Annotated in this window: 11 protein-coding genes; 4 read left to right on the top strand and 7 right to left on the bottom strand. The window is 69.0% G+C overall.

What is annotated here, in order from left to right; genetic code table 11:
• Positions 1-3 precede the first annotated feature (3 nt).
• Positions 4-1,032 (top strand): phosphotransferase, encoded by a 1,029-nt coding sequence (locus WIX39_RS14690; protein WP_409195303.1) that lies wholly within the window; start codon positions 4-6, stop codon positions 1,030-1,032.
• A 16-nt stretch (positions 1,033-1,048) separates the two neighbouring features.
• Here WIX39_RS14690 and WIX39_RS14685 read toward each other — a convergent pair whose 3' ends face one another.
• The 4 genes from WIX39_RS14685 to imuA form a co-directional block, all read right to left on the bottom strand.
• Entirely contained in the window at positions 1,049-1,978 is a 930-nt protein-coding gene (locus WIX39_RS14685) for a hypothetical protein (RefSeq protein ID WP_409195302.1), read from the bottom strand.
• A 71-nt stretch (positions 1,979-2,049) separates the two neighbouring features.
• Positions 2,050-5,403: an error-prone DNA polymerase gene (locus WIX39_RS14680; RefSeq protein WP_409195301.1), complete on the bottom strand. Its 3,354-nt coding sequence runs from the start codon at positions 5,401-5,403 to the stop codon at positions 2,050-2,052.
• On the bottom strand, positions 5,396-6,748 hold the full coding sequence (locus tag WIX39_RS14675) for a Y-family DNA polymerase (RefSeq protein ID WP_409195300.1): 1,353 nt from the start codon (positions 6,746-6,748) through the stop codon (positions 5,396-5,398). The genes WIX39_RS14680 and WIX39_RS14675 overlap by 8 nt, the downstream gene beginning before the upstream one ends.
• The gene (gene imuA / locus WIX39_RS14670; protein ID WP_409195299.1) at positions 6,717-7,526 is read right to left on the bottom strand and encodes a translesion DNA synthesis-associated protein ImuA; all 810 of its coding nucleotides are present in this window, start codon (positions 7,524-7,526) and stop codon (positions 6,717-6,719) included. The genes WIX39_RS14675 and imuA overlap by 32 nt, the downstream gene beginning before the upstream one ends.
• Positions 7,527-7,700: 174 nt before the next feature.
• Between imuA and WIX39_RS14665 the strand changes: the two genes are divergently transcribed.
• Positions 7,701-8,549 (top strand): CmcJ/NvfI family oxidoreductase, encoded by an 849-nt coding sequence (locus WIX39_RS14665; RefSeq protein ID WP_409195298.1) that lies wholly within the window; start codon positions 7,701-7,703, stop codon positions 8,547-8,549.
• A complete protein-coding gene (locus tag WIX39_RS14660; RefSeq protein WP_106934892.1) occupies positions 8,546-9,151 on the top strand; it encodes a 2-hydroxychromene-2-carboxylate isomerase in 606 nt (201 codons plus the stop codon). Before WIX39_RS14665 ends, WIX39_RS14660 begins: the two co-directional genes overlap by 4 nt.
• On the opposite strand, the gene WIX39_RS14655 is transcribed toward WIX39_RS14660, so the two are convergent.
• Entirely contained in the window at positions 9,140-10,054 is a 915-nt protein-coding gene (locus tag WIX39_RS14655; protein ID WP_081266724.1) for a LysR substrate-binding domain-containing protein, read from the bottom strand. The two genes, WIX39_RS14660 and WIX39_RS14655, sit on opposite strands and share 12 nt — an antisense overlap.
• Before the next feature lie 114 nt (positions 10,055-10,168).
• Between WIX39_RS14655 and WIX39_RS14650 the strand changes: the two genes are divergently transcribed.
• Positions 10,169-11,092 carry an aldo/keto reductase gene (locus tag WIX39_RS14650; RefSeq protein ID WP_409196344.1) on the top strand — a complete coding sequence of 308 codons (924 nt, stop codon included), beginning with the start codon at positions 10,169-10,171 and terminating at the stop codon, positions 11,090-11,092.
• Here the strand turns inward: WIX39_RS14650 and WIX39_RS14645 are convergent.
• Both WIX39_RS14645 and WIX39_RS14640 read right to left on the bottom strand, forming a co-directional pair.
• The gene (locus tag WIX39_RS14645; protein ID WP_409195297.1) at positions 11,079-12,050 is read right to left on the bottom strand and encodes a Bug family tripartite tricarboxylate transporter substrate binding protein; all 972 of its coding nucleotides are present in this window, start codon (positions 12,048-12,050) and stop codon (positions 11,079-11,081) included. The genes WIX39_RS14650 and WIX39_RS14645 overlap by 14 nt on opposite strands.
• Before the next feature lie 14 nt (positions 12,051-12,064).
• A complete protein-coding gene (locus WIX39_RS14640) occupies positions 12,065-13,192 on the bottom strand; it encodes a porin (protein WP_409195296.1) in 1,128 nt (375 codons plus the stop codon).
• Between the last annotated feature and the right edge of the window lie 10 nt (positions 13,193-13,202).

Genomic DNA, 13,202 nt, shown 5'->3' with positions numbered 1-13,202 from the left:
CTTATGCCGACACCCTCAGACATCTCGCACGAGACCATCGCCCAGCACCTCGCGCAGGCCTACCGGCTCCGCGTTGCACGGGCTGAACTTCTTCTTGCGGGCGCAAGCGCCACATCCGCTGCCTTTCGCGTCGTCGCGGATGACGAGACGCGGTATTTCCTGAAGCTGCAACAGGGCACCATCGATCCTGCCGCTCTCGCCCTCTGCGCCTTTCTTCATCAAGACAAGGGCATCGACGCCGTGATGGCCCCCATGCCCGCCACAGACGGCACGCTGAGCACCCAGGGCCACGGCTTCGACTGGACGCTCCACCCATTCTTCGACGGACAGAGCGGCTTCGACCGCACCTTGTCGGACCGGCAGTGGCTCGCACTCGGCCAGGCGCTCGGCGCCATCCACCGCACCCAACTCCCCGAAGCCCTGCTGGCCAAGCTCCCCAAGGAAAGCTACGCGCACCAGTGGCGCGAAGGCGTGCGCCGCTATCAGCGCCGCTTCATCAACGGCACCGCTGGCGACGGCATCGTCCAGCGCTTTCTCGCCTTCTGGGAAGAGCACGCCGAAGAGATCGACACTGTCGTCTACCGCAGCGAGCAACTGGCGTCCATCCTGCTGGAACGCCCACCGCGGCTCGTGCCGTGCCACTCCGACATCCACGCGGGCAACGTCATCGTGGGCGAAGGCGACCGGCTGTCCATCGTCGGCTGGCACGCGCCCATCCTCGCGCCCAAGGAGCGCGACCTGATGTTCATCGGCGGCGGCGTCGGCAACGCGTGGAGCAAGCCTCGGCAGCAAGCGCTGTTCTACGAAGGCTATGGCCCGTCGGACATCGACGCAGTCGCGCTGGCCTACTACCGCTACGAGCGCATCACCAGGGACGTGCTCGAACTCTGCGACCGGATACTCGACAGCGCAAAGGCCAACGCCAACGCCAGCGCGGAAGGGCGCGAAGAAGGCATGCGCCGCATGCAGAGCCTGTTCGTGCCGAACGGCGCGGTGGCCATCGCCCACCAGAGCTACGACGCCGTGACCTGACACGGTCACCGGCGCGTCAGATCAGCAGATCCTGCGCGTCTTCCTCGAAGCCGGCAATGGGCTTCGCCTTGGCCAGCGCCAGCCACACCCCGAACGGGATGCGCTCGAAGCTGCGATGCACAGCCGCACGCGCCACCACGAGCCGTTCGCCTTCGAGCACCATCACGCCGCATTCGGCCGGCACCTCTTCGGGCTTGGCGATGCAGCGGCCCTTCGCGTCGTTGCCCAGCACGTACCAGCACTCGCCGCCCAGGTCGAGGTACGCCGCGCGCTTGTCGGGCTTGCGCAGGTCGCCCAGCAGATCGGCGCGGCTCACCTTCACCTCGTGCACGATGGGGTGTGCATAAGCCTCGACGCTGGTATTGCGGATCGAGAACACATCGGGCCGCGCGATGCACCAGCGCGGCTTGCCGCCCTCTTCCAGCGGCGGCAGCCGTGCGCGCAATCCGAGGCCGCGCCATGCGATGCGGCCGCCGCGTGTCATCTCGCGCGCCACGCGCTCGACCAGCGCCTCGTGCGGCGACAGGGCCGCGCGGTTGATGGTGAGCGTGGTCGCGATGCGCGCAATGCCGGCGTCGGTCACGCGCAGCGTCTCGTGGCCGTGCATGCTGCGCACGCGCTCGAGAAAGCCGCCCGCCAGCAGTTCGACCTCGATGCCGTCGCAGCAGGGCCAGCCTGCGGAGCGGTAGATTTCGCGAAGGCGCCGTGCGTGCAGCTTGCCGAAGGGCACCTCGACAGCTTCGCAGGAGGCGGTCTGCATCGGCGGCGGCTCGACCACCGGCGGCGGAAAACCGGGGTCGGTGACCGGCGGAACCCCCGGCGGCGGATCGCCCTCCGGCGGTGGCACGGATGGCGGTGGCGGCGGCATGGGCACCGGCACGTCGGGTGCGGGCGGCGGTGGACCGATGGGCGTGGCGACGACGGGGTCAAGGACGAGTTCGGGCATGGCTCTGGCAGGTTAGCGAAAAGTCTTTCGGAACGCGAGGCATGGAACGATCGGTTGCATCGATCGATCCGTCAATGGAAGTCGCGGCTGGTGTTGCTCTGCGCGAGCCGACCCATGAGCGGCGTCAGGTCCTTGAAGCCGGTGGCCACGAGGTGCTGCACCTTGCCGCCGGTTTCATCGTCGCGCTGCCACGTGCCCTGCACCGCGAGCAGGTGCGACTTGAGCAGCGGCTCGCGCCAGGCCTCGATGACATGGCTCCAGACGATCACGTTGACGTTGCCGGTCTCGTCCTCCAGCGTGACGAAGATGGTGCCGTTGGCCGTCTGCGGCCGCTGCCGGCCCTTGACGATGCCGCAGGCGCGCGCAGTCTGGCCGTTGGGCACCGAACGCAGCTCGGCCGCGCTCATGAGCTTCATGCGCGCCAGCCGCGGGCGCAGCAGCGCGAGCGGATGGCGGCGCAGCGTGAGCCTGAGCGACGCGTAGTCGCCAACGATCTCCTCGCCCTCGGTCGCGGCCGGCAGCAGCAGCGCCTGCTCGTTGATGGGCACGCCTCGCAGCAGGGCCGGCGCCCGGCGTTGCGCCGTGGCGTCCCACACCTGCTGGCGGCGGTGGCCGGAGAGGGACATCAGCGCATCGGCCGCGGCCAATGCGGCCATGTCCTTGCCGTCGAGTTCGGCGCGCAGGGCGAGGTCTTCGGTGCTGGTGAAGGGTGCCGCGGCGCGGGCCCGCAGCAGGCGCTCGGCGCCGCCCGCGCTGAGGCTGGCAATGCGGTTCAGGCCCAGGCGCACCGCAGGCTGGTTCTCGTTGCCGAGGCGGCCGGCATAGCGTTCATCGATGCCGCAAGGACGCGGTGCATCCGGGTCCCGCGCTTCGAGCGTGGTGTCGAAGTCGCTGCGCGTCACATCGACCGGGCGCACCTCGACGCCATGGCGGCGCGCGTCCTGCACCAGCTGAGAGGGGCTGTAGAAGCCCATCGGCTGCGAGTCGAGCAGCGCGGCCAGGAAGCAGGCGGGCTCGTAGTGCTTGAGCCAGCTGCTCACCGTGACGAGCAGTGCGAAGCTGGCGGCGTGGCTTTCGGGGAAGCCGTAGTCGCCGAAGCCCATGACCTGCTTGAAGATGGCTTCGGCAAAGGCTTCCTTGTAGCCGTTGTCGACCATGCCGCGCACGAGCTTGTCGTGGAACTTGCCGAGGCCGCCCTTGCGCTTCCATGCGGCCATGGCTCGCCGCAACTGATCGGCTTCATCCGCCGTGAACCTGGCCGCGATCATGGCGATCTGCATCACCTGTTCCTGGAAGATCGGGATGCCCAGCGTTCGCTCCAGTGCCTCGCGCAGTTCCTCTTTCTCGTAGTGAATCGCCAAGCCCTTGCGCACCCGCTCCCGCTGCTTGAGGTACGGATGCACCATCCCGCCCTGTATGGGCCCCGGCCGCACGATCGCCACCTCGATCACCAGGTCTTCATAGCTGCGCGGCTTCAGGCGCGGCAGCATCGACATCTGCGCCCGGCTCTCGATCTGGAACACGCCGATGGTGTCGGCGTCGCAGATCATGTCGAACACTTTCTGGTCGTCGTTCGTTATCTGGTGCATCTCCACCGTCGAGCCCCGCCAGCGGTTCATGTGCTCGAGCCCGCGGCGAATGGCGCTGAGCATGCCGAGCGCCAGCACGTCGACCTTGAGCATGCCCATCGCTTCGAGGTCGTCCTTCTCCCACTGGATGACGGAGCGGTTTTTCATCGACGCCTTCTCGACCGGCACCAGCCGCGTGAGCTTGGTGTGCGTGAGCACGAAGCCGCCCACGTGCTGGCTCAGGTGGCGCGGAAATCCCTTGAGCTTCTGCGTGAGCTCGATCCACTGGACCAGCTTGAGTTCGTCTTCTTCCACGCCTGCACGCGCGGCAGCCTGCAGCAGCTGTTCGCCTCGCACGGTGTCGTCGAACCAGTAGTGGTCCTTCGCGAATTCGTCGATCAGCCGTTCGTCGATGCCGATGGCCTTGCCCACGTCGCGCAATGCGCTGCGCGAGCGGTAGCAGATGACAACGGCGGCGATGGCGGCGCGATGCCGTCCGTATTTTTCGTAGATGTACTGGATGACTTCTTCGCGCCGCTGATGTTCGAAGTCGACGTCGATGTCCGGTGGCTCATGGCGCTCGCGGCTGAGGAAGCGCTCAAACAGCAGCGTGCCCTTGTCCGGATCGATGGCGGTGATGCCCAGGCAGAAGCAGACGGCGGAGTTGGCCGAGGAGCCGCGCCCCTGGCAAAGGATCTTCTGCGACCTGGCGAAGCCGACGATGTTCTCCACCGTGAGGAAGAACATCTCGTATTTGAGCTCGATGATGATGTCGAGCTCTTTCTGCACCTGCTTTTGCACCTTGTCGGGAATGCCGTCGGGGTAGCGCCCGCGCGCGCCTTCCCATGTCTTGCGCACCAGCGTCTGCGCCGGCGTTTCATTGGTGCCCAGGGTCTCGAGCGGGTACTTGTAGTTCTCCCTGATCACATCCGGATCGAACTTGCACCGTTCGGCCACCACCAGCGTGTTGTCGAGCATCTGCCGCAGATGAATCTCGGCCAGCCGCATGCGCGGCCGCAGATGCCGCTCGGCATTCGACTGCAGCGCAAAACCGCATTCGGCCACCGTCTTGCCCTCTCGTACGGCCGTCAACACGTCGTGCATCGGCTTGCATGAGCGCGCATGCATATGCACGTCGCCGGCCGCCACCAGCGGCACGCCGGCTTGCTCGCCCGCCTCCATCAGCGTGACCAGCCAGAGGTCGTCATCGAGTTCGCTGAACAGCTCCACGGCCAGCCAGAGGTTCTCGCCGTACAGCGCCCTGGCGGCCATCAGGTCTTCATGCAGCGTGGCCGTGTCCATGGCGCCGCCCGGGTTGCGGTCCGGCACGAAAAGGATCTGGCAGCGCTGCAGGGAGGCCACGTCGCTCTCCTCCCAGCTCACGCGGTACTCCCCCTTGGGCAGCTCGGTGTTGCGTGCTGCGGTGATGAACTCGCACAGGTTGCCCCAGCCTTCGGTGTCATTGGCGATCACCACGAGCCTGAAGCGCTCGAACTGGAACTCGCTGCCGAACAGCAGGCGGAAAGCCGGGTTGCGCGGGATCTTCGGCTCGTCGGGGTTTTCGCGCTCGTATTCTTCGAGCTTCGCGGGCAGGTCGCGCAAGCCCACATGCGCCCGCACGATGCCGGCCACCGAGCACTCGTCGGTGATCGCCAGCGCCGTGTAGCCGAGCTGATAGGCCCGCTCCACCATCTCCTCGGGCGTGGATGCGCCGCGCTGGAAGCTGAAGTTGGTCAGGCAGTGCAGCTCCGCGTAGTCGGGCAGCGTGAACGCGGGTGGCTTGCGCAGCCTCACCGGCAGCGCATGCACCTTGGCGGGCTGGCGCCTGCTTTCCTGCTTCTCGCTCAGCTCAGGCATAGAACCCCTGCAGGTACCAGCGCACCTCGCCCGAAGAAAAGCGCGCAGCGGGCCGCTCGCGAAAGATCCACACCAGCCCGGCTTCGGGGCTTTCCGCGACGTAGTAGTCGCGCATGGCGGGCTGGCCGCCCTCTTCCTTGTCGCCCCACCAGCCTGCCTCGACGCGCTGCGGCCCGACCAGCCTGCTCAGCGTGCCGCGATAGCACGGGCGCTCGCCGTCCATCTCGAGCCGCAGCGGCTCGGGCAGCAGCCACGGCGGATAGATGGCATCGGGCTGCGAGGCGGCGGCCTGCGCCTGCCTGCGTGCCTTGTCGGGCGGGGCTTTGTCCTTGTGCAGCGCGGGCCGCCACGCCTGCTTGCGCTCCGGCCGGTGGTCGGCCTGTGCCGAGGGCACCAGCACCTGCGACGGGCCGAGCCGCACGCTGAGGCGCTCGACCATCTCGTGCAGCCTGTCGCCCTTGCGGTTGTCCTCGGGCAGGAAGCTGGTGCTGGCGCCGGCCCACGGATCGGTCTCCAGCGTGCGCAGCCGCAGCCAGCTCGCGGGCGCCGAGAGCGTGGTGAGCGCGAGTTTTTCGGACATCAGCCGGCGCAGGTGCGCCATGTCCTGCGTGGGCTCGGCCGTGCGCACGGTGACCTGCTGGTGCGGCGGCAGGTTCACGCCGTTGAAGCGCTTGAGGTCGAGCGTCCATTGCAGCTCGAGCGCGCGCGCACCGCGCTGGCGGGCACGCAGCCACAGCTGCAGCGAAGCCAGCAGCCGGTTGGCCGACCACATGAGTTCGGGCGCGGTTTCGGCCAGCGCGGGCAGTTCGAGCTTCTGCTCGAACACGTCGGGCAGCGTGAGCCAGGCATGGCTTTCGGGGCGCAGGCCCCAGGCGGCATCGAGCGCATCGCGCAGCTCGGCACCGAAGCGCCGCGTAAGGCCGCCGCGCGGCAGCGCAGCCACGTCACCCCAGGTACGGCAACCGAGGCGCGCGAGCAGGTCGAGGTGCGCGCGCGCCGCGCTCAGGGTGTCGAGCGGCAGGCCGGCGGGCACGTCTTGCGGCCGCTTCTCTTCGCGCGCGAACAGCCGCAGCCGGGCCAGCGCGATGAGGCTGGTGGCGCCCTGCGTACCCAGCATGCGCGCGTCGGGCGCGGGGTTGTCGGCCAGCAGCAGGCGCATCAGCTGCAGCCGGCCGCCCCAGAGGCGTTCACAGGCCGAGACTTCGAGCATCAGCGCTTCGTCCTGCCAGGCGACGTGGGGCGTGTAGCGCAGCGCCCACCAGCCGAGAGCCTCGGGCGTGGGCAGGACCGGGCCCTCGGGCGTGCCGGCGTCGTCAAGTAGCCACCGCAAGGCGATCCAGTGCACCTGGGCCTCCTTTCCACGCGTCGATGCGCACCACCTTGGCGGAGGTTGCCGTCTCGCCGGCTTCCACCACGGTGCCTTGCTGCTGCAGCCGCAGCTTGCGGCGCACCCGGGCGGCGGCCAGCAGCGCGGCCATGCGCTCGTTGCGCGCAGGCAGCATGACCGGCAAGGCCAGCGGCGGCCCGCGGCGCTTGAGGATGTGCAAAGCGATCTGCGAAGCATCGGCCTCGCAGCGGTCGGTGCGAAGGCGCAGCCGCGCGGGCGAAGCCGACAACGCGACCGAGTCGGGCCGGCACACGAACAGCAGCAGTTCATGCTGCGCCGCCGCCAGTTGCAGCCGCCGCAGTTCGGCCACCCGTGCCTGCGGCAGCCACGCCACCACGGCCGCCACGTCGGCGCAGCGCAGCGCCTGCTCGCAGGCCCAAAGCCGCGCGGCCGGTGCCTCGCTGCGCACCCACATCAGCGCTTCCACCGGCAGCCCCTGCGCCGCGAGCGACGGCCCGCAGGGCTCGAAGGGCGGGCCGACCAGCACCACCGGCCCGCCGCGCGCCTGCACCGCCTGCGCCAGCGCCGGCAGCAGCAGCCGCCAGACATGGGCTTCGGGCGCGGCCTGCAGCAGTTCCGTCATCGCGCCGACCGGCCATCCGCCGCCCGGCAACTCCGCGTCGAGCGCGGCATGGCCGGTCGCGACGACCTGGGCGTCGGCCAGGCCGAGTTCGTCGGCATGCCAGACGCCGCGGCCCGCGGCAGCGGAAAAGGAATCGAGGAAAGGAAGGCCCATGGCGAAGACTGTTAACTGTATTTTTATACAGTATTCCATGGGCTGCGGGAAAAAAGCTGTTTTTCTTCGTCACGGGGATTTTCATATTCCCACTGCTCATGCGAAGGCGCCCAGAAGTCGTTTGAGCCGGGGCTGCCGCTTCGCTCCAATGGAGCCGTCCAACAGGAGCACCGCATGACCACCCCCAGCACAGCCGTCACAGCCGTCACCGCAGGCCTGAACTACCTCCAGCCGTCCGCCCTGCGCCCCGTCAGCTACACCTTCCAGCCGCCGCCCGACACGCCCTGGGAAAGCGGCAGCTACGAACTGCGCCCCATGCCCATCGCGGATGCGCGCGCAGCCGCAGCGCCACCCGACATCGAGCGCGAAGGCTTCGTGCTGCGCGACGCGCCCACGGCCGTGCGCGACTTCCTCGACGACGCGGAGGTCACGGCCATCTACCATCGCGAGGTGGCCGAACTGGCACTCGCCGTCACGGGCGGCACGCGTGCCCATGTCTTCGACCACCTGGTGCGCAGGCGCGAAGCCGACCGCGCCGCCCTGAGCTTCGGCCGCCGCGCGACCGACGGCCGGGCCGCCGCCAACGGCCGCATCCACAACGACTACACCGAGGAATCTGGCCGTCGCCGGCTGTCCCTGGTGCTGCCCGACCCCGAGGAAGCCGCGGCCGTGCGGCGCTATTGCATCGTCAATGTCTGGCGTTCGATAAGGGGGCCGGTGCTCGACACGCCGCTCGCCGTGTGCGATGCCCGCTCGGTGATGGCCTGGGACCTGGTCGACGCCGAGGTGCGCTATCCGCGCCGCACCGGCGAGATCTACCTCGCGACGCATTCGCCCTCGCACCGCTGGTCTTACTTTTCCGCGATGGACCGGCACGAGGCGCTGGTGTTCAAGCAGTACGACTCGCAGCTCAGCGGCGTCTCTCGCTACACGCCGCATGCCGCCTTCGACCACCCCGAGGCGCCCGCCGACGCGCCGCTGCGCGAGAGCATCGAGGCCCGCTGCCTGGTGGTGTTCGAATGAACACGCTCGACTTCTGGTTCGACTTCGGCAGCAACTACAGCTACCTCAGCGTGATGCGCGTGGAGCAGGAGGCGGCCGCGCACGGCATCGGCATCCGCTGGCAGCCCTTCCTGCTGGGGCCGATCTTCCGATCCTTCGGCTGGGAGACGTCGCCCTTCGTTTTGCAGAAGGAGAAAGGCGACTACACGTGGAAGGACATGGCCCGCCAGTGCCGCAAGCATGGCCTGCCGTGGCGGCAGCCAACGCGCTTTCCGCGCCCGGCCGTGCTGCCGCTGCGCATTGCGCTGATGGGTGCCACGCAGCCGTGGATGGGCGAGTTCTGCCGCCGCACCATGACGATGAACTTCGCCGAAGACAGCGACATCGATTCGCCGCAGGCCATGCGCGACCTGCTCGCCGGACTGGGCCTGCCGGCGCACCGCATCCTCGAAGAAGCGCTTTCCGACGCCAACAAGCTGCGGCTGCGGCGCCAGACCGAGATGGCCGCGGAGAAAGGCATCTTCGGCGCACCGACCTTCTTTGCCGGCAGCGAGATGTTCTGGGGCAACGACCGCCTCGACGAGGCGATCGCGTATTGCGAGGCGATGCCCTCAGTGCCCTGACGACTGCCGGGCCTCGTCCATCAGCCATTCGGCCACGTGGCGCACGTCTTCGCGCGGCGCCTCGTCGGCGTGGATCAGCCAGTAGGCATGGCCCGAAGGCTGCGCCGGCGCGGGCGCGGCCACGCGCACCAGCCGCCGGTCGTCGAGCAGCGGCTGGATCAGTTCCAGCCGCCCCAGCGCCACGCCCTGGCCGGCCAGCGCCGCCTGGATCAACTGGTCGTACTGGTTGAAGTGCAGCACGGCGCGCGGCTTCGCATCGGCCCAGCCCACCGCCGCGAGCCAGTCGCTCCATTGCAGCCACGGGTGCTGCGGATCGTCGAAGGCCAGCAGGCAAAGCTGCGACAGCGCCTGCGCCGACGCCAGCGACGCCAGCCCGAGCGAAGGGTGCGCCACCGGTGCCACGGTTTCCCCGAAGAGCCGCACCGCCCCGGCCGGCGCGAGCGCGGGCGTCGTGTAGCGGATGGCAAGGTCGATGCCGTCGTTGCGCATGTCGGCCAGGCGGTTGTTGGACGACACGCGCACGTCGACGCCCGGATGCAGCTTCTGCACATTGCCCAGCCGCGGCAGCAGCCACAGCCCCGTCATGCCGATGCTCGCGCTCAGCGTCACGGGTCGCTGCTCGCCGGACTGGCGGATGCCGCCCATCACGTCCTGCAGTTGCTGCACCGCGCCGTCGGCGCTGCGAAAGAGCCGCTCGCCTTCGGCCGTGAAGGCGATCGAGCGGTGGCCGCGCACCAGCAGTTTCACGCCGAGCAGCGTTTCCAGCGCATGCACCTGCTTGCTCACCGCCGACTGCGTGAGGCAGAGGTCTTGCGCCGCGAGCGAGATGCTCATGCGCCGGCCTACCGCCACGAAGCCCCGCACCAGGTCCAGCGAAGGCATGCGAAGCAGCGAGAGTGGCATTCCCATGATGAATGTGAGGCGGCGAAAAGCCGGATTGGAGCACAGGCCGCAAGCTTGCGTGCGGCGCCTTCCGCCGGATACTGGCCGTCGATGCCGCCCCTGAAGGATTTCCCCATCACCCGCGCCGAGCTGCTGCGCACAGGCGTTGCGCTGTGCGCCGGCGCCATGCTGCCCGCCCTCGCGCAACGACCGCCCATGCCCGCCATCAAGCCCGCCATGAACACCCGCCCCATTCCCTCCACCCGCGAAGCCCTGCCCGTCATCGGCTGCGGCACCTGGATCGGCTTCGACCAGCGCCCCGGCACCGAGGAATACAAGCGCCTGCCCGGCGTGCTCGATGCGCTGTTCGCGGCCGGCGGCACGGTGATCGACAGCTCGCCGATGTACGGCCGCTCCGAGGAAACCACCGGCGAGCTGCTGGCGGCTTCGGGCCAGCGCGACAAGGCCTTCCTCGCCACCAAGGTCTGGACCTCGGGCCGCGAGGCCGGCATCGCGCAGATGGAGCAGTCGTTCGCGCGGCTGCGCACGCAGCGCATGGACCTGATGCAGGTGCACAACCTCGTCGACTGGCGCATCCACCTGGCCACGCTGCGCGGCTGGAAGGACAAGGGCCGCGTGCGCTACATCGGCATCACGCACTACACCGCCTCGGCCTACGGCGAGGTGGAAGCGGTGCTGAAGGCGGAGAAGCTCGACTTCCTGCAGATCAACTACTCGCTCGACGCCCGCGAGGCGGAACAGCGCCTGCTGCCGCTGGCGGCCGAGCGCGGCGTGGCGGTGATCGTCAACCTGCCATTCGGCGGCGGCGGCCTGCTGCGCCGCCTGCGCGACAAATCGCTGCCGCCGTGGGCCGGCGAGATCGGCTGCACGAGCTGGGCGCAGGTGCTGCTGAAGTTCGTGCTGAGCCACCCGGCCGTGACCTGCGTGATCCCGGGCACGAGCCGCGCCGAGCACATGGCGGACAACGCGGCGGCAGGCAGCGGCACCTTTCCCGATGCCGCGTTCTGGCGCCGCGAGGCCGACGCTATTCGAACTTGACGTTGTGCTCGCGCACGGTGGCGCCGAAGGCGTCGTACTGCGTGCGGAAGAACTCGGTGAACCTGGCAGGGCTCATGCCGTAGCCCTCGAAGCCCTGCTGCACCAGCTGGGCATGCACCTCGGGCCGCTTGAGGGTGTTCTGCAGCTCCTGCGAGAGCCTGTCGGCAACGGCCTGCGGCAAGCCCGGCGGCCCGAAGAAGCCGGCCCACGGCGTGATGGTGAGCTTGCCCAGCCCCAGCTCGCCGCCGGTGGGCACGTCGGGCAAGAGGCCGCTGCGCTGCGGCAGCAGCGTCACCAGCGCGCGGATGCGCCCTTCCTTCACGAAGCCCGGCGCCAGCGTGCCGGTGGTGAACATCATGTGGATCTGCCCGCCCAGCAGGTCGGTCATGGCCTGCATGTCGCCCTTGTAGCGTGCGTTGACCACCTTGCGCTCGCCCAGCAGCTGCAGCATCGCGAGTTCCGAGGCACTGTTGCTCGATGCGGAGTTGAGCGCGCCGGGCTTGGCCGCAACCAGCGCGAGCAGCTCGTTCACGCTCTTCACCGGCAGGCTGGCCGGCACCACCAGGAACATCGAGAACTGCCCGGCCGAGCTGATCGGCGTGAAAGCCTTGAACGGGTCGTAGGGCGGCGTGGGCCGCAGCGTGGGCGCGGCCACCATCGCGGTGTTGGTGCCCATGAGCAGCGTGTAGCCGTCGGGCCTGGCCGACGAGGTCGCCTGCGCGGCGAGCACGCCGTCGGCACCGGGACGGTTCTCCACGATCACCTGCTGGCCGAGCTGCTTGGCCAGCCCCTCCGCGATGATGCGCGTGAGCGAGTCGGCGCCGCCGCCCGCGGCAAAGCCGACGATCAGCCGCAGCGGCTTGCTCGGATACGCCTCGGCGCCCCATGCGGCGGTGCCGGGCAGCGCGGTTGCGGCAAACGCCGATACGGCCGCCAGGGTCAGGGTTCTGCGTTGCATGACGGACTCCTGTTTCAGAAGAGATGGCGTACGCCGAATTCCCACCCGGTCGAACGCTGCCCGGCCGCCGGCGCCAGGCCGCCGCTGACCACGTAGCGCGCCTGGCCGCCGTTCATCAGCCTCGCGTAGGTGCCGTAGAGCGCGGTGCGCTTCGAGAGGTTGTGCACGTAGCCGATGCCGAACTGCCGCGCATCGTCGCGGTTGCGCGGCGTGCCGTCGGCGTTGCGCACGCTGTCGTCGCTGCGGTCGTCCAGGTAGGCGTAGCTGATGCGGATGCGCCCGACCTCGAAGGCCGGGATGTGCACGCCGATCTCGGCGGTGTTCTTGCGCACCGTGCCGGCCACGATCTTCACGCGCACCATGTTGTAGAGCGCGAAGAACTTCGCGAAGCCCGCGTCCCACGAGCCGCCGATGTTGGCGTGCGTGTAGTTGCCGATGGTGGCGGTCGAATTGAAATGCGATCGCGTGACCGCCGCTGCAATGTCGAACGCGCCGGAGGCGAAGCCCAGGCGCGCGCCGGCGAAGTTGCCGTCGTCGCGGTTCGCCGCGGTGGAGTCGTTCTCGCCGGTGCCCACCATCGCCATGCCGTAGAGGCCGCCGAGCTTGGGCGGCAGCCAGTAGCTCACGGTGTTGCTGCCGGTGATGGCCGTGGGCAGCGGCCCGGTGCCCGCGCCCGCAAACGTGAGGTTGCCCGCGCGCGCCACGCCGTTGGCGTTGAAGGGGTCGAAGTAGATGCTGTTGTAGTGCGTGGGAATGAAGTCGTGCCCCAGCCGGAGCTCGCCCAGCGTGTCCGACGAGATGCTCACAAAGGACATTCGGTCGAAGGTGATCGGCCCCGCCGTGCCCGCGCCGCTGGTCTGGTTGTTGCTGTTGCTCGGCCGGCCGGTGCCGGTGTCGGGGTTCAGGCTGCCTTCGAGCCAGAAGCCCGCGCGCAGGCCGCCGCCCAGGTCCTCGGTGCCGCGAAAGCCGATGCGGCTGGTGGAAAGGCCGCCGTTCGACAGTGCCTTCACCGAGCCGTTGCCGGCACCCTTGGTGTACTGGATGCCGAGGTCCATCACGCCGAACATCGTGACGCTGGATTGCGCATGCGCCGCGCCGCTGCCGGCCAGCCCCAGCGCCGACCACATCAAGAATCTCTTCATGGTTTCCTGT

The sequence above is a fragment of the Variovorax sp. AB1(2024) genome (assembly GCF_037482385.2).
Classification (GTDB): domain Bacteria; phylum Pseudomonadota; class Gammaproteobacteria; order Burkholderiales; family Burkholderiaceae_C; genus Variovorax.
The sequence above is the reverse complement of the archived record's forward strand: the minus strand, read 5'-3'. Positions and strand labels throughout refer to the sequence as shown.

What these genes read in the sequence shown, in the direction of transcription:
- WIX39_RS14690 (WP_409195303.1), top strand. Translation starts at nt 4, where the DNA reads ATGCCGACACCCTCAGACATCTCGCACGAGACCATCGCCCAGCACCTC.
- WIX39_RS14685 (WP_409195302.1), bottom strand. Translation starts at nt 1,978, where the DNA reads ATGCCCGAACTCGTCCTTGACCCCGTCGTCGCCACGCCCATCGGTCCA.
- WIX39_RS14680 (WP_409195301.1), bottom strand. Translation starts at nt 5,403, where the DNA reads ATGCCTGAGCTGAGCGAGAAGCAGGAAAGCAGGCGCCAGCCCGCCAAG.
- imuA (WP_409195299.1), bottom strand. Translation starts at nt 7,526, where the DNA reads ATGGGCCTTCCTTTCCTCGATTCCTTTTCCGCTGCCGCGGGCCGCGGC.
- WIX39_RS14665 (WP_409195298.1), top strand. Translation starts at nt 7,701, where the DNA reads ATGACCACCCCCAGCACAGCCGTCACAGCCGTCACCGCAGGCCTGAAC.
- WIX39_RS14660 (WP_106934892.1), top strand. Translation starts at nt 8,546, where the DNA reads ATGAACACGCTCGACTTCTGGTTCGACTTCGGCAGCAACTACAGCTAC.
- WIX39_RS14655 (WP_081266724.1), bottom strand. Translation starts at nt 10,054, where the DNA reads ATGCCACTCTCGCTGCTTCGCATGCCTTCGCTGGACCTGGTGCGGGGC.
- WIX39_RS14645 (WP_409195297.1), bottom strand. Translation starts at nt 12,050, where the DNA reads ATGCAACGCAGAACCCTGACCCTGGCGGCCGTATCGGCGTTTGCCGCA.
- WIX39_RS14640 (WP_409195296.1), bottom strand. Translation starts at nt 13,192, where the DNA reads ATGAAGAGATTCTTGATGTGGTCGGCGCTGGGGCTGGCCGGCAGCGGC.